This window comes from Mesorhizobium sp. UC74_2, assembly GCF_042701485.1.
In the GTDB taxonomy this organism is placed as follows: Bacteria; Pseudomonadota; Alphaproteobacteria; order Rhizobiales; family Rhizobiaceae; genus Mesorhizobium.
Map to the genome: position 1 here is coordinate 6,195,654 of NZ_CP170562.1, position 21,650 is coordinate 6,217,303.

Below are 21,650 nucleotides of genomic sequence, written 5' to 3' on the forward strand. Positions count from 1 at the left end.
AAGCGGTTCTTTAGCATGGGTGGATGGATTTTGTCTGCCCCCTCAATCGCTTCGCTTGCGAGCTAGTCTTTTTCGAGGCAGATGTGCTTCGGCGAGGGTTTATCCCATCAGCAGGATCAAGGCGACGATCAGCGCCATTGCGCCGGCAATGACAAGCAATACGGGAACGGGCGTCAGGTTTCGGGATTTTGTTTCCGTGGTCGCTGGCTCTTCGAAATTTCCCAGCGAAAGGCGCGCTGCGCGTTCCAAGCCCTGCATGTCGCTGGTCACCGCAATATCTCCCCGCTCCGAACTCCCTGCGCCGGCCTTGTCCGGACGCCGGCAAAGTATCGGAAATCATGGTGAATATCGGGTTAAGGCACGGCCTGGATCAGTCCGCGGCGAAGTTGCCGGCCGGCACCACCAGGTGGTACTCGACCCGGTCGTCCGAGATTTCGAATGTGGCCATGCCGTCAAGCGCGGCGGGAACCACCCGCTCAAGCGCCACCGAACCGAAACGCTTCTGCTCGGGGCTGCCGCAGGACGGGAAACGTTCATTCCAGCGCAGCCACAGCGCCGGTGGGTTTGCATCAAGATCCGCCAGTCCGGCCGTGACGTCGACAACGGCATCCGATTGCGACAGCGCGCCGTAGCTCATCGAATTGACGACGAGTTCATGCACGGCAAGGCCAATGTGCAGTGCCGCGTTTGGATTGAGGAATGGATCTACGCCTTCGAAACGCAGGCTGCGCGAGGGATCAGCGCCGTAGCGCTCCATCTGGCCTTCGATCAATTCGCGGAGCCGGGCACCACGCCAGTTGGAAGAGGTGACCAGATCCTGCGACGAGGAAAGCGACTGCAACCGGCCTCTGAAGCGGGTCAGGAAATCACCGATATCGCTCGAATAGCGGCCGGTCTGGCTGGCGATGCCCTGGATGATGGCCAGCAGGTTCTTGGAGCGATGACTGACCTCGCGCAACAACGTCTTCAGCGTCTGCTCGCGACGTTTCTGCTCGGTCACCTCGATCCAGGTCGACACGATGCCCTGCACGGTACCGTCTTCGTCCAGGTCGGCATCGAGCCAGATGTCGAACCAGCGCACGCCGTCCTCGTGCGGCATGCTGACCTCGATGCGTCCGGATTCGCCGGTCTCCAGCACATGGCGCTGGGCAGCTTCTATCCTCTCCAGCTGCGCTGGAGGCAAGCCGCCGCCCTTCTTCTTTGGCACCAGCGGGGCAAGGATGTTCCGCGTCCAGACCTTGGTCAGCGACCGATCATGGTAGGCGACATAGATACCGGTATGCCGCAATGCGATGTTGAACGCTCGCCTAATCTGGGCGTCGCAACCCGGAGGCAGGTCATCCTGGTCAAGTCCCTTGACCTGATCGATATGAGCCGCCGCGGCGGCTTCAGCAACGACCGTCTGGATGTTCTCGTTGGCCGGCAGGCTCATAGCACGCTCTGCTTTTCCGCAATATCGGTTGCGGAGCCATTCATGCTCTTTTGAAGATGCCGGCGAGCAGGGAGATCACCAGGAAAGCCAGGAAAATGAAGAACAGAATCTTGGCCAGACCCGCTGATGCTCCGGCGATGCCGCCGAATCCAAGCGCGCCGGCCACGATCGCCACGACCAGAAAAACCAGCGCCCAGTAAAGCATGAAACGACTCCTTCGCTAGATGCGGCAGAACGTGCTGCTGCCCTTGTTTGTTCCGCTCAGATGCGAAAAACACGATCGGAACCGCCTTCGTCAAGCCGCCGCCCTGGCGTGGCGGTCAAAGAAGAGCGCCTGGCTGATCAGCGCCTTGACCATGTCGGGGTTGAAGGGCTTGGTGACGAGGAAAGTCGGCTCCGGCCTCTCACCCGTCAGCAAGCGCTCGGGGAAAGCCGTGATGAAGATGACCGGTACGGAAGCCGACCTCAGGATGTCGTTGACAGCATCGATGCCGGAGCTGCCGTCGGCGAGCTGGATGTCGGCCAGCACCATCTTCGGCCGCGCCTTGGCAAAAAGTGCCACCGCTTCGGTCTGGGTGCGGGCGATGCCGACAACACGATGGCCAAGGCTCTCGACCATCTCCTCGATATCCATGGCAATCAGCGGCTCGTCTTCGATGATGAGGATATCGGTAGCGACCTGGCGGGAAATCTCATTGCTCGCCTCGACGAGAAGTTCAGTGAAGCGGTCTTCTCCGATGCCAAGAACCTCGGCAGCTTCTGTCTCGCTGAAGCCTTCGACTGCAACCAGCAGGAAGGCCTGGCGCGGCAGCGGCGCAAGTGCATCTAGGTTGGCGGCAGCACGTTCCTCCCAACCTGTCGGCTCATCGCCCTTCGGAACGCGGATCGCGACGGATGTGAAGAGCTTGGCGAAAATCTTGTAGAGTGCGATGCGATCCGAGGAACTTTCGGGGAAGATCGACGTATCTGCTATGATTGCCTCAAGCATCGTCGCCACCATGGCATCGCCGCTGTGCTGGGAACCGGAAACGGCGCGGGCAAATCTGCGCAGATAAGGAAGATGCGGCGCGATAGTGGCGGACAAACCCATGACAAACGGCTCCCTCGGATGGCGTCTCTAGAATGTAACAGATAGAAGTATACACATATCCGGGACAACGAACGTTTCCGCCATGAAAAAGTTCCACCATGGCGGAACCATTGTCCAGGGGCATACGTTACGAGCCAACCAAGCCAATGGATGAACGACAGCTTGTTGGATCAAGCCGAAAACAGCTCGGGGGACTGGATAAAAGGCGAATGAAGGACACCACCAAGACTGGCGCCGCCGCGCGCCAGGCCGGTTCTGCCGACGCGCTCGGCACCAATTCTGAAATCGGCCGCAAACTCAAACAATATTACGATGAACTCGTCTCGGACGAAGTTCCGGATCGCTTTGCCCAGTTGCTGGCGCAACTGGAGCAGGTCGAGCCAGGGCGCAAGAAGGACTGACGCATGTCCGCATCCGAGGGCTTTCGGACCGACCTGCTCGGCGCCATTCCAAGTCTGCGTGCCTTTGCCGTCTCGCTGACCCAGAATGCCGACCGTGCCGACGACCTTGTCCAGGAAACCCTGGTCAAGGCTTGGGACAAGCAGGACAGCTTTCAACTGGGCACCAACCTCAAGGCCTGGCTTTTCACCATCCTGCGCAACGAGTTCTATTCGCAGATGCGCAAGCGTGGGCGTGAGGTCCAGGACAGTGACGGCATCATGACGGCTCGGCTCGCCATCCATCCATCGCAGCACGGGCAACTGGATCTCAAGGATTTCCGGGCCGCGCTGGAACAGTTGCCGGAGGATCAGCGCGAAGCGATCATCCTGATCGGCGCATCCGGCTTTTCCTATGAGGAAGCAGCGGAAATCTGCGGCTGCGCCGTCGGCACCATCAAAAGCCGCGTCAGCAGGGCCCGTACCCGGTTGCAGGAAATCCTTCAGATCTCCGGCGATGAAGATTTCGGCCCCGATGCGATTTCTGCCCAGGTGACGGGATCATCCGTCCTTTGAAGGCCGCGGTCTTGCGGCTGGACTGGGCGGCTGGACTGGAGTGTCAAAACCATCTTTTATGGAACCGGCCGTTTGTGAACGGGTTAAGATGATGTCGGGCGTGTGGGCTCGGCAAGATGCAAGGAGTTCAGCATGGCCAAAACCACGGATAAGATCAGCGCAACCGCTAAGTCCACCGAGGATCTGGAGGCCGATATCCGCCAATTGCAGGCCGATATCGCAAAGCTGACCCAACAACTGGCCCAGACCGGCGAGCATGGGCTTGGCGCTGCGCGTCGTGCCGCCGCGCAGGGTGCGGAGCATCTGCGTGAACGCGGCGAGGCGGCGATGGAAAAGCTGCGCGGCAACGCGCATGACATCGAGGATCAAATCGCTACCACCGTCCGTGAGAAACCGATGACGTCGCTCGCGGTGGCTGCGGGCGTCGGCTTCCTTTTCGCTCTTCTGTCGCGGCGTTGAGTTCCGGCGGCACGTGGGACCGCTGGCTTCCCTTCTGATAAGTCTCGTCACCGGCGAGGCAGGCACCGTCGCCCGGAATATCCGTGGCGCTGCCATCGCGTACGGGATTGCTCTCCTCACCGCCTTGGTCGGTGTGAGTTTCCTGCTTCTGGCAGCCTATCTCTGGGCTGCGGCGCGATTTGGCGCGATCCATGCGGCGCTCGCTTTTGGGGCGGTGTTCCTCGTGTTTGCCGGGATCGTCGTCCTGGTCTACCGCTTGACCGCGAAAAAGCGCGCGCGTCGCCGCGCGGAGCGTCGCAAGAGTGATCTCACCGCACTTGCAATCGCCGCAGGCATTGCTGCGTTGCCTGAGTTGCTGCGCAGCAAGGAGGGGCTCGGAGCACTTCTCGGCCCGCTTGCGGCGTTTCTTACCTATGCTGTCTATCGGGAAAACTCGACCAAACCGGATCCAGGGGAAGCGGGAGACGAAACGTCCAGTCCCGACGTTTCAACCAAACCCTGATCTGTTCTGATTGTGAACGATGGCCACGCCATCGTTCACAATCAGAACACAGTCCATTCTGTCTTCGCTGTCTTTGCCTGTGCCGGCCGTACGCTCATATTGGCGTCGAGAGCGGCCAAGGGGCCGCGGCGGACAGAAAGGGCAAAATCATGCTCACCCAGATCAAAGGCCTGCATCATGTCACCTCGATGGCTGCGGATGCGCGTCAGAATAATGATTTCTTCACGCACAAGCTTGGCCTGCGCAGGGTCAAGAAGACGGTCAATTTCGACGCACCGGACGTCTATCATCTCTATTACGCGGACGAGTTCGGCACGCCCGGCTCAGTGATGACCTATTTCCCGTTCCCGAATATCGGCAAGGGTCGCCAGGGGGTTGGTGAGGTTGGAACCACGGTGTTCTCCGTACCCGAAGATACGCTGCCTTATTGGCAACGGCATTTTGCGGATCAAGGCGTTGCTGGCGTCGCAGCCGACGAGATTTTCGGCCAGAAACGGTTGAAGTTCCAGGGACCGGACGGCGATGGCTTTGCGCTTGTCGAAGACAAGGCGGACGGCCGGGCTCCCTGGCTCAAGGGTGGGGTGCCGGGAGGCGAGGCGATCCGCGGATTTCATTCCGTATCGATGCGGCTCAAGGATGGCGGCGCCACCGAAGAACTGCTCAGGTTCATGGGCTATGAAGAAGTCGACCGTGCCGGCAATGTAGCCAGGATGGCACTGAAGAACGGCAATGGCGCCGATGTCATCGATATCGAAACGCTGCCGGCAGCATCTTTCGCCGGGCTGGGCGCTGGGTCAGTGCATCACGTTGCCTTTGCCGTCGAGGATCGCGCCGCGCAACTCGAAGTTCGCAAGGCGCTGATGGATACCGGCTATCAGGTGACACCGGTGATCGACCGTGACTATTTCTGGGCGATCTATTTCCGTACCCCCGGTGGCGTGCTGTTCGAAGTGGCGACCAACGAACCCGGTTTCGACAGGGATGAAGATACCGCGCATCTCGGCGAGGCGTTGAAGCTGCCTGCGCAGCACCAGCACCTGCGGCCTTATCTCGAGAAACATCTGCAGTCTCTGGAGAGCTGAAGGAAATGATACCCGCTGCTGTCGCGGCGGGTATCGCCGAAATGTGGACAAGGAGGTCAGAATGTCGCGTAGTTCTTATATCCATGAAATCCTGCCGGGCGCTCCACGCAGCCCGATCCTGTTCGTTTTCCATGGAACAGGCGGAGATGAGCGCCAGTTTCTGGCCTTCGGGCGCGAACTGCTGCCAACCGCGACGATCGTATCGCCCCGTGGCGATGTGTCGGAGCTCGGCGCCGCGCGGTTTTTTCGCCGCACCGGCGAAGGTGTCTACGATATGGACGATCTGGTCCGGGCGACCGCCAAGATGGCCGATTTCGTCCAGTCGCATATCTCGGCAGTGCAGCCATCGACTGTGTTCGGGCTGGGTTATTCCAATGGTGCAAACATCCTGGCGTCGCTGGTCTTCGAGCAGCCGAAGCTGTTCGATGCCGCGGTGTTGATGCACCCGCTGATCCCGTTCGAGCCGCAGGTGAACGGTAGTCTCGCAGAGAGCCACATCCTCATCACCGCCGGCCGACGCGATCCCATCTGTCCACCAAACCTCACCAGCCGGCTCGACGCCTATTTGCGCGCGGCAGGTGCCGATGTCACAGTGGAATGGCACGACGGCGGCCACGAGGTGCGGCCGAACGAGATCGAAGCGGCGAGACGGCTCTTGGCCGCCGAACCAGTGAAAGGAGCATAGCCATGGTCGATGCGTTGCCCGAGGTCGAACTCGAAGATCATGGCTCCAAGGGTCGCTATGTCCTGCGTGGCCCTGATGGCGCCGAAGCCGAGATGACTTTCACCAAGGTCGGTGAACACAAGATCATCATCGACCACACCGAGGTTCCGGATGCATTTCGTGGGCAGGGTGCAGGTCTCAGGCTTGTGACACGAGCCGTTGAAGATGCGCGCGCTTCGCAAAAGAAGATCATTCCGCTTTGCCCATTCGCGGCAGCGCAGTTTCGTCGACATGCTGAATGGGCTGATGTTCTTGCCACATAAGCCCCCATATCGTTCGCCTCAACGAATTTTGACGTGGATTTGAGATCTCTGTCGCGTAACAAATCGCCATGTCGATGCGAACACTCCAGGAGTGGTGCCTGTGGCGGGCCTGAATGAAGCCGAGCTTGCCCGATTGATGCGGGCGGCAACCGCAGGTGATGAGAAAGCCTATGCCGAGTTCCTGCGCGGAACCGCAGCGATCGTTCGCGGCTTTGCGCGGCGTAAGATCGTGCAAGGCGGTGTCGATCCCGAGGATGTCGTGCAGGAGACTTTGCTGGCCATTCATCTCAAGCGGCACACCTGGCGTCAGGATGCGCCGATCCTGCCGTGGATCTACGCCATCGCCCGCTTCAAACTGATCGACGCTTTTCGTCGCCGCGGTCGGCGCATCGAGGTGGCTGTGGATGATTTTGCCGAGACGCTGGCCGAACCGGAACAGGAAACGGTCAGTGAGCGCGACATAGGTCGAGCGCTCGACAGTCTGCCTCCAGGGCAGCGTTCGGTGGTGTCATCGATTTCCGTCGATGGCCATTCGATTGGTGAGACGGCGAAAAAGCTCGGCATGAACGAGACGGCGGTGCGGGTGGCGCTGCATCGTGGGCTGGCGGCCATCGCAAAGCGGTTCGCTCGAGGCTGAGATGAAGACGGACGAATTGATCAAGACACTGGGCGCTGATGTCAAAACGACGGCCATGCCGCTTGGCAGGATGTGGCTTGCGGTTCTGGCATTTGCGGCGGTTGCCGCCGCTGCCGTATTCTTCATGACCATCGGCATGCGGCCTGATTTCATGCAGGCGGGGCAGACGATCCGCTTCCTGTTCAAGTTCGTCTTCACGATCACCCTGGCAATAACGGCTTTCCTGGCGCTGCGGATGCTGGCAATGCCTGGGGCGCCGGCAGGCAGATATGGTCGCTGGCTGCTGGTCGCGCCGCTCCTTATGGCAGCCGCCGTCGTGCTTGAATTGCTTGCGATGCCGTCGAGCGACTGGGGCAGACGTCTGGTGGGCAACAATATGATGATTTGCCTGTCGTTCATCCCATTGATCGGTCTTGTTCCTCTTGCAGCTCTCCTGGTTGCCCTGAAACAGGCTGCGCCCACGAGGCCGGCGCTGTCAGGCGCGGTCGCGGGAGTGCTGGCCGGCGCATTGGCGGCTACGTTTTATGCCGCGCACTGCACGGACGACTCCCCGCTTTTCGTGGCAACGTGGTACAGTCTGGCCATTGCTGCCCTGGGCGGCATCGGAGCGATTGCGGGGCGCTTTTTCCTGCGTTGGTAAAGCGGGAGATAAAACAGCAAAATCTTATAGATACAGACTGTTGCCCGGTTGCTTCACTACACCTTTAAATGGTGGACGCGCCCTCTATGCAATCATTGCTTAAATGAGATACTCCATAGTGGAGGTGAAGGGATGCGCCTAGGTAGATAACGTTGTGACGTTTCACCAGTACGAGGGACGTGCTCCGGGCAAGTATCTGTCAGCGATTGTGCTGGGCTTGGGGTTCTGGTTAGCAGCGGCGGTTTCGATCCTGCTGTCGCGGGTTGGCGACGGCGTTGCGACGATCTGGCTGGCTTCGGCGTTCGCTTTCGTGATGCTGGCCAGACGCCGGTACGCAGCCAGCTGGATCGACTATGCGGCCATCGCGGTCGCCACTCTGGCTTCGAATGTCGCCTTCGGCTCATCCTGGATGATGGGCGTACTGTTTGCCGTCATCAATGGTGGCCACACCGCACTATCGCTCTGGTTGGTCGATCGTTTCGCTGGTGGTTTGCCGGTGAAAACCGACGTATCGGCCCGCGCGTTTTCGCTCATTCTTTTTCTGACTGCAGTGCTGACTGATGCGATTACCGGCCTGGCTTTTGCGGGGGTCACGTATTTTCTGCATGGCTGGCCAGTTGTGCCCACCGCCTGGACGTTTCTCTCCGGCAATGCGCTGGGCTTCGCGTTTCTCTTGCCACTGCTGATGTATGCGTCGCGGTCGGAGGTCGCGGCGGTACTCAAACCGCAAGCCGTGCTGCGCGTGGTGGTCATGGCGGCAATCTGTGCTGGCCTCGCTTATCTGGCACTCAGCCAGAGCCGCTTCCCGTTCGCGCTGGCAATGCTGCCCTTGATGGTTATCGCGCCAAGACTGGCTCATCTCGAATTGGCGCTCGTTTGTGGTGTGACAGGAGTTACATGTGTTGCCGTGGCGATGAGCGGCTTCATGCCGGGCATCAATGGCGGCGTTGAGATGTTGAGCGACGGCTTCCAGGTCTCGGTCGCCATCATCGTTTCCACTCCGTTTCTGGTCGGCCTGTTCATCAAGCAGATCAGCGAAGACCATGCGCGTCTTGCCGAAGCGGAAACACGTTGGAATTTCGCTCTTGCCAGCGCCGGGCAAGGCGTCTGGGACGCCGACATGCGCAACAACACCGTTCACTACTCGGCGACGTGGAAGCACATGCTCGGCTATGAAGAACATGAACTGGGCAATGACCCAGACCTTTGGCTCGAGCTCGCGCATCCCGACGACGTTGCGCGCATGGCTGCTGCCGATCGAGACCACATGGAAGGACGTACGCTCGAATACAAACTTGAGTACCGCATGCGACACAAGAGCGGGCGCTGGATCTGGGTGGAGGATCACGGCAAGGCGATCGAACGAGAGCCCGACGGGGGCGGTAGCGCGGGCGATCGGATCGATGACCGATATCACCGAGCGCAAGGAGGCCGAAGAGCGATTGATGGTTTCGGCAGCCCTTCTTGCCGACGAGAAGGAGCGGCTGCGCGTCATGCTGCAGTCTATCGGCGATGCCGTCATCGGTACCGATGCCGAAAACCGCATCACGTTCATGAACCCCGTTGCGGAAAAGCTGACGGGAACCACCAGCATTGCTTCGCTCGGCAAGCCACTTGGCTTCGTCTATCGCGCCGTGGATGAGGAAACGGGACGTCGGCTCGACGAACCGCATCTGGCCGATAACAGGCTGGAACGAACCGAACAGAACAGCCGCGCACTTCTTACCCGCAACGACGGCACACGATTCAGCATCCGTCAGATGGTATCGCCGATCCTGAACGAACTGAATGAGTTCAGCGGGTCCGTCATCGTCTTCCAGGATTTCACCGATGCACGCACATTGCAGCGGCAACTCGCTTATGCCGCAACCCACGATGCCCTGACCGGCCTGGCCAATCGCCCCAGCTTCATACGGACGGTGGAAGATCTGCTCGACAAGGCCAGAAAGGACGCATCCTACTACCAGTTGATGTTCATCGATCTCGATCACTTCAAGCCGGTCAACGATACCAGCGGCCACGCAGCCGGTGATGCATTGTTGCAGAAAGTGGCCTCGACGATCAAATCGGCCCTGGCCCCGGCGGATATCGTGGCCAGGTTTGGTGGCGACGAATTTTCGGCCGTGCTGATGTCGCCTTCCCCTGTCGAGGGCGAGAGGGCAGCTTTGGCGGTTCTCGATGCTGTGAGCGCGCTGGAATTCACCTGGGAAGGCCAGACGCATCGTGTGTCCTCCAGCATCGGCCTCACGTCGATTGCAGCCGATTCCGGCGAGGCCAACGAGATCATCGCGAGGGCTGATGCTGCCTGCTATGCGGCCAAAGCGGCCGGCCGCAATTGCGCTTTCGTGGCGCTACCTGGTTCGGAAGCAGGTGTTGCGATCCCGATGACGAGGGTGGCGACTGGGACTTGAAGCTGCGGAAGCACTGGCGTACCGGCGCGACCGAACAGACGCGAAACACCAGCAAGTCGGAAACACTCTAACTCTTTGTTTTTACGCAATTCCGGACGGAAAACCGTTGCCTGGAATTGCGCTAGCGCGTCGGCACCGGATGTTCGCCTCGATAGTCGTAAAAGCCGCGGCCGGATTTGCGTCCGAGCCAGCCAGCCTCGACATATTTCACCAGCAGCGGACAGGGGCGATATTTGGAGTCCGACAGGCCTTCGTGCAGCACCTGCATGATCGACAGACAGGTGTCGAGGCCGATGAAATCGGCGAGCTGCAGCGGTCCCATCGGGTGGTTGGCGCCGAGCTTCATGGCGGTGTCGATGGCCTCGACCGTGCCTACGCCTTCATAGAGCGTGTAGATGGCCTCGTTGATCATCGGCAACAGGATGCGATTGACGATGAAGGCCGGGAAATCCTCGGAGACGGTGATCGTCTTGTCGAGCTGCTTCACATAGGCCTTGGCCAACTCGAAGGTCTGGTCCTCGGTCGCGATGCCGCGCACCAGTTCGACCAGTTTCATGACCGGCACGGGGTTCATGAAGTGGATGCCGATGAACCGCTCCGGCCGATCGGTCTGGGCGGCGAGGCGGGTAATGGAGATCGAAGAGGTGTTGGTGGCAAGTACGGCTGTCGGGTTGAGCTGCGGGCAAAGCTGCGCGTAGATCTTGCGCTTCACCGTCTCGTCTTCGGTGGCTGCCTCGATCACCAGGTCCGCGGCGGCGAGATCGGCCATGGCCGCGGCGGAACCGATGCGTGAGACGGCGTCCTTGCGTTCCTTTTCGTCGAGCTTGCCGGACGCGACCTGACGGGCCAGGTTGCCGCTGATCGTGGCGATCCCCTTCTCGATACGGTCGACGGAGACATCGTACAGCAGGACGTTGTAGCCGGCCAATGCCGAGACGTGGGCAATACCGCCTCCCATCTGGCCTGCGCCGATAATGCCGATCGTTTCGATCTTGCCGGTCATTCTTTTTATCCCGCCAATGCTTCTTCTTGGTTTTGTGCAATGCAAACTAAATGGCCGGGGTAGGTTTCGTCTACCCCGGCCATCACATTTAATACCGATCCAGAAAGAGCGTCAAAGCGCCTTCTGGAGTTCAGGCAGCACCTGGAAGAGGTCGCCGACGATACCGTAGTCGGCAACCTGGAAGATCGGCGCTTCCTCGTCCTTGTTGATGGCGACGATGACCTTGGAGTCCTTCATGCCGGCGAGATGCTGGATGGCGCCCGAGATGCCGCAGGCGATGTAGAGGTCTGGCGCCACCACCTTGCCGGTCTGGCCGACCTGCCAGTCGTTGGGAGCGTAGCCGGCGTCGACCGCTGCGCGGCTGGCGCCGACGGCGGCACCCAGCTTGTCGGCCACGGGAAGGATGACTTCCTGGAACTTCTCGGCCGAACCAAGTGCGCGGCCGCCCGAGATGATGATCTTGGCCGAAGTCAGCTCCGGACGGTCGCTTTCCGACAGCTTGTTCTCGACGAAGGTCGAGAGGCCGGGGTTGGCGGCGGCCGAGACAGTCTCAACCGAAGCCGAGCCACCTTCCGGTGCGGCCTGGAACGAGGCGGTGCGCACGGTGACCACCTTCTTGCCGTCGGTTGCCTGCACCGTCTGGATGGCGTTGCCGGCATAGATCGGGCGCTTGAAGGTGTCGGCCGAAATCACCTCGATGATTTCCGAAAACCTGGGCAACGTCGAGCAGCGCAGCGACGCGCGGGGAGACGTTCTTGCCGGTCGAGGTGGCAGCTGCAACGATGGTGTCGTAGTTGCCGGCCAGCGAGACGACCAGAGCGGCGGTCGGCTCGGCGAGGCGTTCGGCCAGTTCATCGGCTTCAGCCAGAAGCACCTTGCGGACGCCCTTCAGCTTGGCGGCGGCGTCGGCTGCTGCCTTCGCACCCTTGCCGGCGACCAGGACGTCGACGTCCGCGCCGATCTTGAGGGCAGCCGACAGTGCCTTGGCGGTCTGGTCGGAGAGCGAGGCATTGTCATGCTCGGCGATGAGGAGGATTGCCATGTTGTTGATCCCTTTCCGCTTCGCTTAAAGCACGCCGGCTTCGTTCTTGAGCTTGTCGACAAGCTCGGCAACCGTCTTGACCTTGACGCCCGCCTTGCGGCCGCCCGGTTCCTCGGTCTTGATGACCTTGAGGCGCGGCTTGATGTCGGCACCGAAGTCGGCCGCGGTCTTTTCGTCGAGCGGCTTCTTCTTGGCCTTCATGATGTTGGGCAGCGAAGCGTAACGCGGCTGGTTGAGGCGCAGGTCAACCGTCACGATGGTCGGCATCTTGAGTTCGACCGTCTGCAGGCCGCCGTCGACTTCGCGGGTGATCCTGGCCTTGTCGCCGGCCAGTTCCACCTTCGAGGCGAAGGTGCCCTGCGACCAGCCGAGAAGAGCTGCCAGCATCTGTCCGGTCTGGTTGGAATCGTCGTCGATCGCCTGCTTGCCGAGAATGACCAGGCCAGGCTGTTCGGCATCGACGACGCCCTTCAGCACCTTGGCGACGCCAAGCGGCTCGACGGCTTCATCGGCCTTGACCAGGATTGCGCGATCGGCGCCCATGGCGAGAGCGGTACGCAGCGTTTCCTGCGCCTGCGCCGGACCGATCGAGACCACGATGATCTCCTCGACCTTGCCCGCTTCCTTCAGGCGGATCGCTTCTTCGACCGCGATCTCGTCAAACGGGTTCATCGCCATTTTCACATTGGCGAGTTCCACGCCCGAGCCGTCCGCTTTCACACGAACCTTCACATTCGCATCGACGACCCGCTTCACGGGCACCAGGACTTTCATCTGTCTCTCACCTCTCAAAGATGCATTCGGGGCGCTATAACAGTACCGGCCCGCTCAGGGTTGTCGAATGCCGACATTTCGGGCGCAATTTCTGTAGTTTGCCCGCCAGCTTCGGCCGCCTGGACGGTGGCTGACAGGGCTGCCGCAGGCGCGCGGACCGTAGTTGCGGGCGCTATCCGCGTCAATATCGGCAAAAGGTCCAAATCGGTTGAAACCATACTGGCGCAACGGGAAAAGGCAGCGATCTACTGCCTGCCCCAACGTGATGCCGGCTTCGTTTCCGTCGCGGCAGGGAGGGGAGGCGAGGCCGTTTCGGCGGGGGTGACAGCCGGAGCGGTTTCCTCTTCATTTTCCAACAGAGGAACGCCGCGGCTGCGCAGTACCAACACCAGGATGGCACCCGTCACGATGCCGCCAATATGGCAGGCCCACGATATCTGCTGGTCGCCACCCATCGCAAACATGACGAACTGCAGCAGCACCCACAGGATCAGGACGATATAGGCCGGCAATCTGAGCGGAATGCGGGCAAAGGCCAGCACCCATACCTTCACGCGCGGATAGAGGATCAGATAAGCAGCCACCACGCCGGCGATGGCCCCTGACGCGCCGATCAGCGGTTGCTCGGACCCTGGAGCCACAAAGCCGTGGAAGAAGGCACCTCCGGCTGCGCAGGCAAGATAGAAGATCAGATAACGGACATGCCCGAGCGCATCTTCGACATTGTCGCCGAACACCCAAAGGAACAGCATGTTGCCGCCAAGGTGCCAGATATCGGCATGGAGGAAAGAGTAGGTGAGATAGCTGAGCTGTTCCGGGATGACGATGAATTGCGGCGACAGTTCCGCGATGTCGTGGACCACTGAAGGGATGAAGCCGTAGCTGAGCGTGGCGCCCGCGGCATAGTCATCGCCGCCGACGCGCGTGACCAGATAGATCGCGACGTTGAACAGGATCAGCGCGATATTGACGTAGGCATAGCGAATGCGGCGCAGGTGATTGGAATCGTAAAGCGGAATGAACATGCGGCCGGTTTCCGCCCCTTGTCCGCTGACGCCAGATCAGCGGTTCTTGCCCGGCACCCATAACACGTCGGACTTTCCATTGTCATTGACCGTGCGCGCGGCCACGAACAGGAAGTCGGACAGGCGGTTGATGTATTTGAGCGCCTCGGCGCCAACCTGCTCGTCCGGGTTCTGGGCCAGCGCCACCATGACACGTTCGGCGCGGCGGGTGACCGTTCGGGCGAGATGCAGGGCGGCAGCAGCGGGCGTGCCACCGTTGAGGATAAAGGATTTCAGCGGCTGCAGGTCCTTGTTGAGCAGATCGATGTCCGTCTCGACACGTTCGACCTGCGAGGCAATGATGCGCAGCGGCTCGTATTCCAGCGGCTTGCCATCGTCCGGCACGGAAAGATCGGCCCCCAGATCAAACAGATCGTTCTGGGCTCGGCCAAGCATCACATCGATCGCAGGGTGGGCGACAGCCGTGTGCAGGCGTGCCAGGCCGATGCAGGCATTGGCCTCGTCCACCGTCCCGCACGCCTCGATGCGCAGGTCGGATTTCAGCCGCCTCGCGCCGGTCCCGAGCCCCGTGGTGCCGGCATCGCCGGTGCGGGTGTAGATCTTGTTGAGCTTGACCATGCGTGTCCTTTCGCCCGGCCTGAGCCTGTTTGGGCTATTTGCGCGTGAAGTAGACCGCGAGCATGATCAGGACCAGCGCCAGGAACTGCAGCAGCACGCGCGCCTGCATCAGTTTGTTCGAGGTGACGCCCGAACCGCCCCGCATCATGTTGACGAGGCCGCGGATCAGCACCGCGACCACGGCCACCATCACGACGATGGCGAGGATGTTGAAAACAGTGCCCATGGCGTATTCCGTTCCGTTCAAGCGCGCTTGGCGAGGATGCGGTAGAGCATTGAAGCCGGCAACAGGCGTTTCAGCACTACCCCGATTCTGGCCGGCATCGTTACCACATAGTGGGGCCGGGGGCGTTGCGACAGAAGCGCATGGGTCAGCACTTTGTAGACGGCTTCCGGTCCGAGCTTGTAGGGCGAGCGGATTCCGCCCTGTCTGAGCCGCTGCAATTGCGCCTGATAGGCCGCGCGGTGCATCGAATTCTCATGATCGATATGCTTCAGGAACCAGGGCAGGCCGTTGCTTGCAAACTTCGAGGCAATTGGGCCGGGTTCAATCAGCGAGACGTGGACGCCACTGCCTTCCAGCTCCTGACGCAGGCACAGCATCAATCCCTCCAACGCGTGTTTGGACGACGCATAGGCTCCGCGAAACGGCACCGGCGTAAGGCCGAGGATAGAAGAGCAGTGAACGATGCGGCCATGCCCCTGGGCGCGCATGAGAGGCACGATCCGGCGGGTGAGATCATGCCAGCCGAACAGATTGGCTTCGAACTGTTCACGCAGCGCTTCGACGGGCAGGTCCTCGACCGCGCCGGGCTGGGCGTAGGCGCCGTTGTTGTAGAGTGCGTCAAGCCGGCCGCCGCTGCGTTCGAGCACGGCCTCGACCAGGATCCTGATCGACTCCGGTTCGCGATAGTCGAGATAGAAGGCCTCGATGCCGTCGGCTTCCAGTGCTGCGATGTCTTGCGATTTGCGGGCCGTGGCGAACACGCGCCAGCCGTCTGCCTTCAAGGCGCGCACGCAATGGGCGCCAATGCCCGACGATGCGCCGGTGACGATGATCGTGCGCGGCGCTTGCGATGACGTGCTGGAAGATGCGGCGAGGCTTGCCATTTGCCGCAATCACTTCCCATATTCGCCGCCTGGAAACAACTGGAGGAACACTATCGTTGCTGCGCACCATCGTCGCCCTCCGCCGCGTGCTCTACGATGCGGCCGGCCATTTCAACAATGATGACGGCTGGGCGATGGCCAGTCACCTGGCGATTACCTCGCTGATGGCGCTGTTTCCATTCCTGATCTTTGCCACCTCGCTGGCGAGTTTCCTTGGCGCGCAGGCTTTCGTCGAGACGATCGTGCCACTGTTGTTCGACACCTGGCCGGAGCAGATTGCCAAGCCGATCGCGCGGGAGGTCATCAACGTACTGACGGTCCGGCGAACGGACCTTCTCACCTACGGCGTACTGCTCGCCGGTTTCTTCGCCTCCAACGGCATCGAGGCGGTGCGCACTTCCTTGAACCGGGCCTACCGCATGACGGAGACACGTTCGATCTTCTTCCGTCGCACACAGAGCATCGTCTTCGTGCTGATCGCCGCCGTCGGCTTCCTGGCCATCAGTCTTCTGCTGGTTTTCGCACCGTTGATCGCACGTCTGGCGGAGGCGCATTTCCACTGGATCGGCCCCTATATGGGCACGATCACGCTCTGGCGGTTCGTCATCGCTTCGGCGGTCATCGTGTTCGCGCTCTTTGCCGTACACATCTGGCTGCCGATGGGGCGGCGCAGCATCGTGTCGATCCTTCCAGGCATCGGCTTCACACTGATCGGCTGGCTGATCGGATCGACGATCTTCGCCTCATACCTCGACCATTTCTCGTCCTATGTGACGACCTATGCCGGCCTAGCCTCGATCATGATCGCCGTGGTTTTCCTCTATATAGTCTCGGTGGTCTTCATTCTGGGCGGAGAACTCAATGCCGCCATCAGTCGCTACGCCGAAGCGCGCGCCCGCGTCGGCTGAGCCGTGGCCAGCCCGACACCGAAGGTGGTGATGGCCATGCCGACGATCTGGACCAGGTTCAGATGTTCACCGAAAAGGACCCAGGCCATCACCGCGGTCACCGCGGGAACCAGGTAGAACAGCGACGCGACCTTCGACATCGCCCCCTCGCGGATCATCACCATCAGCAGGAAGATGGCGCCGACCGACAGCACCAGAACGAGCCAGGCCATGGCGAAGATGAAGTCGCCATTGACGGTGAAGACGCGGGTTTCGAAGACGAAGCTCGCAATCACCATCACGGCCGTGCCGCCGACATACTGCCAGAAGGTCGACGCGACGAGGTTGCCGGATGATCCGAAACGTTTCTGCCAGACGGTGCCGGCGCTCATGGCAATGACCGAGATGACGGAGGCCGTGAGCGTGGCCGCGGTGACGCCGCCGCCCAAGGCACCGAGCTTGGGCCACAAAACGGTGACGACGCCGACGAAACCGATTGCCAGGCCAGCCCAGTGTCGGGGCTGGATTTCCTCACCAAGAAGCTTGCCGGCCATGACCGCGGTGATCAGCGGCTGCAGGCCGACGATCAGCGCCGAGATGCCGGCAGGAAGACCACGGTGGATCGCCCAGAAGACCGCTCCGAGGTAGATGCCGTGCATGAGAATGCCGGCGATGACAGCGTGCTGGGCCTGCGTACGGTTCGGCCACGGCGCCTTGAGGAACACGATCAGTACGGCGAACAGCGCCGCGGCGATGGCAAAACGGATGGCCAGGAAGGTGAATGGCTCGGCCCACGGCATCGCGTAGCGTGCGCCGATGAAACCGGTTGCCCACAGCACGACGAAAGTGGCGGGAATGAACCGCTTGAGCTCGTGCATGGAAGGACCGATCGCTTTCTGATGAGGAATGTGCCGCTCTAGCCTGCTAACCGGGCCGGGCAAAGCCAAAATCGCTTACTTTTAAAGTAACGCGAATTGAAGCTGCTGGCGGAGCGGTCCTATAGGCCAATCATATTGCGAATGGCCTCAACCGTCGCACCGTCGGTACGCAGTGCGGCGAGTCCCGTGTCCTTGATGCTCTTCGAGAGTTTGCGTCCGTCCGGACCCAGGATCAGCCGGTGGTGGAAATAGGCGGGTCGCGGCAGGCCGAGCAGTTCCTGCAACAGTCTCTGCACGGCCGTTGCGTGGAACAGATCCATGCCGCGCACGACATGGGTGACGCCTTGCAGGGCATCATCGAGCACGACGGACAGATGGTAGCTGGTCGGAATGTCCCGACGCGCCAGCACGACGTCTCCCCAGTCCTGCGGCTTTGCCGGGATATGACGGGCCGTCGACAGGCTCGTGTTTTCGAATTCCGTCCAGGAGAGATCACCACCGACCCGAGACAGCGCGGCCGCAACGTCGAGGCGCCAGGCGAAAGGTATCCCTTCGGCAATGCGCGCCTTGCGCTCCTTCCGGGACAAAGCCTTGTCGAGTGCCGGATAGAGTGGTGCGCCATCCGGATCGCGTGGCCAGTCGCGCCCGCGCCGTTCGCGGTCGCTGATGAACGCGCGGATATCGCCGCGGCTCATGAAGGCAGGGTAGACGAGGTCTTCGGCGATCAGCCTTTCAAGGGCTGCCTGGTATTCGTCGAAATGCTGCGACTGCCGTCGCACCGGTTCCTCCCAGCGTACGCCAAGCCATTCGAGATCACGGAAGATGCCGGTCTCGAATTCCGGTGTGCAGCGCGTGGTATCGATGTCTTCGATGCGCAGCAAAAGGCGTGCTCGATTGTCGTTCGCCAGTTGCTGGTTGAGCAGCGCCGAGTAGGCGTGGCCAAGATGAAGGTCGCCATTCGGACTGGGGGCGAAACGAAATGTCAGGAGTGTCATCGATCGGCGGCAATCGGGTTTTGCAAGCGTTAGCCGGATTGCTACCTTGCCGGCCTTTCCCGGACAAGGAACATGCAGCGTATCACCTCTCTCAATGACATCGCCGCGGGCCTGGATGCCTTGTGCGGCATCGATCCACGCCTGGAAACGGTGCGTGCCTTTGCCGGCGACGTGCCACTGCGGCTTTCGGAACCCGGTTTTGCCAGCCTCGCCTCGATCATCGTTTCGCAACAGGTATCGCGCGCCAGCGCCGACGCCATTTTCGGCCGACTGACCAGGTTGCTGGATCCGCTGACGGCCGACGCGATCCTGGGTGCAGGCGAAGACGTCTTCCGCGAGGCCGGATTGTCACGGCCCAAGCAGCGTGGGCTGCTCGCTGTCGCCGGCGCAGTCGCGGACGGCCTCGACCTGCATCATCTCTGTTCCCTGGAAGCCGGCGAGGCAATCACCACACTGACGGCTGTTCCGGGCATCGGTCCATGGACGGCGGAATGCTACCTGCTGTTCGCTGCAGGGCACCCGGATGTGTTTCCTGCGCGGGACGTCGCGCTGCAGAGCGCGGTCGGCCACGCATTGTCGATCGACCCGCGTCCGGCCGAGAAAAGGCTCATCCTCCTGGCCGAATCATGGGCGCCCTGGAGAGGTGTCGCGGCGCGACTTTTCTGGTCCTATTACAGGGAATTGAAGGGCAGGGACGCCGCTCCACCGGTCTGAGCCGCAAAAAAGCTTAAAAATCATGCTCTTTTGAGGGGTGTTCGGCACGGCTTCCCGCTTCACATCCCTGTCATGTCGGGCTTACAGTATCCGCGTCGTTCGGTTCGGGAACGAAGGAGGCAAACAACGTGACGGTTGCCGTATCTCCGGATGGGCTTCCAGCACTGGTGCTGAATGCGGATTATCGTCCGCTCAGCTATTACCCGCTTTCGCTCTGGTCCTGGCAGGATGCGATCAAGGCGGTGTTCCTCGATCGCGTCAATATCGTCGCCGAATACGAGCACGCGGTCTCCTCGCCGAATTTTTCGATGAAGCTGCCGTCCGTCGTCAGTCTCAAGGCTTATGTGAAGCCTTCGCGCTACCCGGCCTTCACGCGTTTCAACGTCTTCCTGCGCGACCGCTTCCAGTGCCAGTATTGCGGGACGCCGGAGGATCTCACCTTCGACCACGTGGTCCCGCGTCATCGCGGCGGTGCGACGACGTGGGAAAATGTGGTCGCCGCCTGTTCTCCCTGCAATCTGCGCAAAGGCGGCATGATGCCTTCCCAGGCCAAGATGTGGCCGCTGCAGAAGCCATACCAGCCGACTGTGCACGACCTGCACAACAATGGCCGTCTCTTCCCACCCAACCATCTGCACGAAAGCTGGATGGACTATCTTTACTGGGATGTGGAACTGGAGCCGTAAGGCCCGCTATCTTTTCAAACGCGCTTGAAAGCCCCGCGGAAGGCAACTGCCGCCAGGATCACGCTGGCAATGGCATTCCAGCCGGCCAGGGACAGCCCGAGGATGCGCAAAGCGGCCTTGTCGCAGGAAGGCGGCACGAACTTGTCAAGCGCATCGAGCACGCCGTTGCCGCCGGTGTCGACCGGGCCGGCGACGTTGGTGCAATCGGTCGGGCCTGGCCACCAGCCCCATTCGACGCCGGAATGGAATACGCCGAGATAGAGGCCGTAGACCATGAGCAGGCCGCCGACGATCAGCAGGGCACGAGTGATCCAGGCCGGCAGCTTGAAGACCGCCGCCAGAACCGCAAGCAGCATAAGTGGTGCACCGACGTAGTAGGGGATGCGCTGCTCGTAGCAGAGCTTGCAGGGGATGTAGCCGCCTATGTACTGGAAGGCGAGCGCTGAACCGACCGTGGCGGCCATGGCCACTGTCAGGAACGCGGCGGTAAGCATCGGAGCGCATTGAGCGGGCGTCGTCGCTTCGGACATCTGGTTTGCTCCTGGTATCTGCGGCTGTCGCCTAGAGGGCGTATTTGGCCGCGAAATAAAGCAGAATGAGGATGACGGCGGCGGCCCCGGCCAGCAGGCCGAGCCGCTTCTCGATGAAGTCACGGATCGGTTCGCCATAGCGGCGCAGCAGCCAGGCAAGCAGCAGGAAGCGGCCGCCGCGCGCCACGATGGCGAGCACGATGAACAGCAGCAGGTTCACGCCGATGACGCCGGAGAGGATCGTTACCACCTTGATCGGCGGCAGATGCGCGGCTCCCGACGTGATCAGCATCAGGATGATGAAGCCGATACCGGACGAGGTGCGCAGCGCTTCGAATTCGTCGTACTTGCCGTAGAATTCCAGCACCGGCTTGGCCACGGCTTCATAGGCATAGTGGCCGATGAACCAGCCGGCAACGCCGCCGAGGACGGAAGCGATGGTGGCGACGAGCGCGTAGCGGTAGGCGCGGTCGGGGCGGGAAAGCGCCATGGGCAGGTAAAGCACGTCTGCCGGCACCAGGAAGACCGAGCTCTCGACGAAGGCGATGAAGGCCAGCCACCACTCGGCCGATTTCCTGGCCGCAAGCGACAGTGTCCAGTCGTAAAGTCCGCGAAGCATGCAGCCCCCTTCTTGGTGAGCGTCATGCTCTAGAAAGAATTTCTTGGCCACACAATGGCCGGAGGCTTCACGAAACCGAAAGGTCGCACCTGGTGGGCTGGAAGTTTGTGGCAATTTCAGTTGCGCGGATGCATTGCGCCAGTTGACGAACCAGTGCGCGACCGTATAGTCCGCGCCCATCTGGACCGCCCGGTCCGGGGCCCCTATGGCGGAATTGGTAGACGCGCTCGACTCAAAATCGAGTTCCGCAAGGAGTGCTGGTTCGATCCCGGCTAGGGGCACCAAACTTTATCTCACGCCAGTTCGCTTCGCTCACGGCTCCGATGGGACGGCCTGACGGCCGACGCACGGTCGTCCTTGCACATCCTTCGAGTTCGAGTGCGCCCAGCCACGATGCGCTGGCTACCGGCGCCCCAAACCGATCCGGGCCATCGTTTCGGGTGACTTCGCAGCCCCAACGAGCCCGCTTGCCGGGGTGGGGTTGGGGGGTGTGGCAAGCGGGCTACGGTAACACGACGTGCCTTCGTCCTACCGTAGTTCCTGTGTACTTCATTCGGACGGCGTTAGGAATGAAAA

General features: G+C 61.1%; 27 protein-coding genes, 1 tRNA gene and 2 pseudogenes. 15 read left to right on the forward strand and 15 right to left on the reverse strand.

Annotated elements, in window-relative coordinates; all coding sequences use genetic code 11:
• Positions 1-99: 99 nt before the first annotated feature.
• The 4 genes from ACFJIU_RS30215 to ACFJIU_RS30230 form a co-directional block, all read right to left on the reverse strand.
• Entirely contained in the window at positions 100-270 is a 171-nt protein-coding gene (locus ACFJIU_RS30215; protein WP_379066272.1) for a hypothetical protein, read from the reverse strand.
• A 100-nt stretch (positions 271-370) separates the two neighbouring features.
• Complete coding sequence (locus tag ACFJIU_RS30220) at positions 371-1,432, reverse strand: sensor histidine kinase (protein WP_379066274.1); 1,062 nt, start codon at positions 1,430-1,432, stop codon at positions 371-373.
• A 40-nt stretch (positions 1,433-1,472) separates the two neighbouring features.
• Positions 1,473-1,637 carry a DUF1328 domain-containing protein gene (locus ACFJIU_RS30225; RefSeq protein WP_024922700.1) on the reverse strand — a complete coding sequence of 55 codons (165 nt, stop codon included), beginning with the start codon at positions 1,635-1,637 and terminating at the stop codon, positions 1,473-1,475.
• A 90-nt stretch (positions 1,638-1,727) separates the two neighbouring features.
• On the reverse strand, positions 1,728-2,522 hold the full coding sequence (locus ACFJIU_RS30230) for a response regulator (RefSeq protein WP_379066276.1): 795 nt from the start codon (positions 2,520-2,522) through the stop codon (positions 1,728-1,730).
• A gap of 209 nt (positions 2,523-2,731) precedes the next feature.
• Here ACFJIU_RS30230 and ACFJIU_RS30235 point away from each other — a divergent pair, with 209 nt between their 5' ends.
• From ACFJIU_RS30235 to ACFJIU_RS30285, 11 genes and pseudogenes are all read left to right on the forward strand, one after another.
• Positions 2,732-2,923: a NepR family anti-sigma factor gene (locus ACFJIU_RS30235; RefSeq protein ID WP_379066278.1), complete on the forward strand. Its 192-nt coding sequence runs from the start codon at positions 2,732-2,734 to the stop codon at positions 2,921-2,923.
• Positions 2,924-2,926: 3 nt separating this feature from the next.
• A complete protein-coding gene (locus tag ACFJIU_RS30240; RefSeq protein WP_129412939.1) occupies positions 2,927-3,475 on the forward strand; it encodes an RNA polymerase sigma factor in 549 nt (182 codons plus the stop codon).
• A 132-nt stretch (positions 3,476-3,607) separates the two neighbouring features.
• Positions 3,608-3,934, forward strand: a complete 327-nt coding sequence (locus ACFJIU_RS30245; protein WP_379066281.1) for a YqjD family protein — start codon at positions 3,608-3,610, stop codon at positions 3,932-3,934.
• 13 nt (positions 3,935-3,947) lie between these two features.
• On the forward strand, positions 3,948-4,436 hold the full coding sequence (locus ACFJIU_RS30250; protein ID WP_379066283.1) for a hypothetical protein: 489 nt from the start codon (positions 3,948-3,950) through the stop codon (positions 4,434-4,436).
• Positions 4,437-4,585: 149 nt separating this feature from the next.
• A complete protein-coding gene (locus ACFJIU_RS30255; protein WP_379066285.1) occupies positions 4,586-5,518 on the forward strand; it encodes a VOC family protein in 933 nt (310 codons plus the stop codon).
• A 61-nt stretch (positions 5,519-5,579) separates the two neighbouring features.
• Positions 5,580-6,203, forward strand: coding sequence for an alpha/beta hydrolase (locus ACFJIU_RS30260; protein WP_379066287.1), 624 nt, complete (start codon positions 5,580-5,582; stop codon positions 6,201-6,203).
• Between the two features lie 2 nt (positions 6,204-6,205).
• Positions 6,206-6,505: a GNAT family N-acetyltransferase gene (locus ACFJIU_RS30265; RefSeq protein WP_379066290.1), complete on the forward strand. Its 300-nt coding sequence runs from the start codon at positions 6,206-6,208 to the stop codon at positions 6,503-6,505.
• Positions 6,506-6,605: 100 nt separating this feature from the next.
• Complete coding sequence (locus ACFJIU_RS30270) at positions 6,606-7,142, forward strand: sigma-70 family RNA polymerase sigma factor (RefSeq protein WP_379066292.1); 537 nt, start codon at positions 6,606-6,608, stop codon at positions 7,140-7,142.
• 1 nt (position 7,143) lies between these two features.
• Positions 7,144-7,782 (forward strand): NrsF family protein, encoded by a 639-nt coding sequence (locus ACFJIU_RS30275; protein WP_379066293.1) that lies wholly within the window; start codon positions 7,144-7,146, stop codon positions 7,780-7,782.
• Positions 7,783-8,734: 952 nt separating this feature from the next.
• Positions 8,735-9,100, forward strand: a pseudogene (locus tag ACFJIU_RS30280) (PAS domain-containing protein); the annotation flags it as partial.
• A gap of 175 nt (positions 9,101-9,275) precedes the next feature.
• Complete coding sequence (locus ACFJIU_RS30285) at positions 9,276-10,193, forward strand: diguanylate cyclase domain-containing protein (RefSeq protein WP_379066295.1); 918 nt, start codon at positions 9,276-9,278, stop codon at positions 10,191-10,193.
• A gap of 121 nt (positions 10,194-10,314) precedes the next feature.
• Here the strand turns inward: ACFJIU_RS30285 and ACFJIU_RS30290 are convergent, their stop codons facing one another.
• From ACFJIU_RS30290 to ACFJIU_RS30320, 7 genes and pseudogenes are all read right to left on the reverse strand, one after another.
• Complete coding sequence (locus ACFJIU_RS30290; RefSeq protein WP_054313649.1) at positions 10,315-11,196, reverse strand: 3-hydroxybutyryl-CoA dehydrogenase; 882 nt, start codon at positions 11,194-11,196, stop codon at positions 10,315-10,317.
• Between the two features lie 111 nt (positions 11,197-11,307).
• Positions 11,308-12,238: pseudogene (locus ACFJIU_RS30295) on the reverse strand (electron transfer flavoprotein subunit alpha/FixB family protein).
• A 24-nt stretch (positions 12,239-12,262) separates the two neighbouring features.
• Positions 12,263-13,012: an electron transfer flavoprotein subunit beta/FixA family protein gene (locus ACFJIU_RS30300; RefSeq protein WP_379066297.1), complete on the reverse strand. Its 750-nt coding sequence runs from the start codon at positions 13,010-13,012 to the stop codon at positions 12,263-12,265.
• 245 nt (positions 13,013-13,257) lie between these two features.
• Positions 13,258-14,037, reverse strand: coding sequence for a rhomboid family intramembrane serine protease (locus tag ACFJIU_RS30305; RefSeq protein ID WP_379066299.1), 780 nt, complete (start codon positions 14,035-14,037; stop codon positions 13,258-13,260).
• A 36-nt stretch (positions 14,038-14,073) separates the two neighbouring features.
• Positions 14,074-14,655, reverse strand: a complete 582-nt coding sequence (locus ACFJIU_RS30310; protein ID WP_379066301.1) for a cob(I)yrinic acid a,c-diamide adenosyltransferase — start codon at positions 14,653-14,655, stop codon at positions 14,074-14,076.
• 34 nt (positions 14,656-14,689) lie between these two features.
• Positions 14,690-14,881 carry a twin transmembrane helix small protein gene (locus ACFJIU_RS30315; RefSeq protein WP_129412950.1) on the reverse strand — a complete coding sequence of 64 codons (192 nt, stop codon included), beginning with the start codon at positions 14,879-14,881 and terminating at the stop codon, positions 14,690-14,692.
• 17 nt (positions 14,882-14,898) lie between these two features.
• Positions 14,899-15,765, reverse strand: a complete 867-nt coding sequence (locus ACFJIU_RS30320; RefSeq protein ID WP_379066303.1) for an SDR family oxidoreductase — start codon at positions 15,763-15,765, stop codon at positions 14,899-14,901.
• 56 nt (positions 15,766-15,821) lie between these two features.
• Here ACFJIU_RS30320 and ACFJIU_RS30325 point away from each other — a divergent pair, with 56 nt between their 5' ends.
• Positions 15,822-16,673 carry a YihY/virulence factor BrkB family protein gene (locus ACFJIU_RS30325; protein WP_379066305.1) on the forward strand — a complete coding sequence of 284 codons (852 nt, stop codon included), beginning with the start codon at positions 15,822-15,824 and terminating at the stop codon, positions 16,671-16,673.
• Here ACFJIU_RS30325 and ACFJIU_RS30330 read toward each other — a convergent pair.
• Positions 16,643-17,530: a DMT family transporter gene (locus ACFJIU_RS30330; RefSeq protein WP_379066307.1), complete on the reverse strand. Its 888-nt coding sequence runs from the start codon at positions 17,528-17,530 to the stop codon at positions 16,643-16,645. The genes ACFJIU_RS30325 and ACFJIU_RS30330 overlap by 31 nt on opposite strands.
• A 119-nt stretch (positions 17,531-17,649) precedes the next feature.
• Positions 17,650-18,525, reverse strand: coding sequence for a tRNA glutamyl-Q(34) synthetase GluQRS (gene gluQRS, locus ACFJIU_RS30335; protein ID WP_379066309.1), 876 nt, complete (start codon positions 18,523-18,525; stop codon positions 17,650-17,652).
• Positions 18,526-18,597: 72 nt separating this feature from the next.
• On the opposite strand from gluQRS, the gene ACFJIU_RS30340 reads away from it, so the two are divergent.
• On the forward strand, positions 18,598-19,239 hold the full coding sequence (locus ACFJIU_RS30340) for a DNA-3-methyladenine glycosylase family protein (RefSeq protein ID WP_379066311.1): 642 nt from the start codon (positions 18,598-18,600) through the stop codon (positions 19,237-19,239).
• 128 nt (positions 19,240-19,367) lie between these two features.
• Positions 19,368-19,925, forward strand: a complete 558-nt coding sequence (locus tag ACFJIU_RS30345) for an HNH endonuclease (RefSeq protein ID WP_129412956.1) — start codon at positions 19,368-19,370, stop codon at positions 19,923-19,925.
• Between the two features lie 14 nt (positions 19,926-19,939).
• On the opposite strand, the gene ACFJIU_RS30350 is transcribed toward ACFJIU_RS30345, so the two are convergent.
• A complete protein-coding gene (locus ACFJIU_RS30350; protein WP_379066313.1) occupies positions 19,940-20,455 on the reverse strand; it encodes a disulfide bond formation protein B in 516 nt (171 codons plus the stop codon).
• Positions 20,456-20,486: 31 nt separating this feature from the next.
• Positions 20,487-21,074, reverse strand: coding sequence for a YqaA family protein (locus ACFJIU_RS30355; RefSeq protein WP_129412958.1), 588 nt, complete (start codon positions 21,072-21,074; stop codon positions 20,487-20,489).
• Positions 21,075-21,273: 199 nt separating this feature from the next.
• Here ACFJIU_RS30355 and ACFJIU_RS30360 point away from each other — a divergent pair.
• A tRNA-Leu gene (locus ACFJIU_RS30360) sits at positions 21,274-21,358 on the forward strand.
• Positions 21,359-21,650 lie beyond the last annotated feature (292 nt).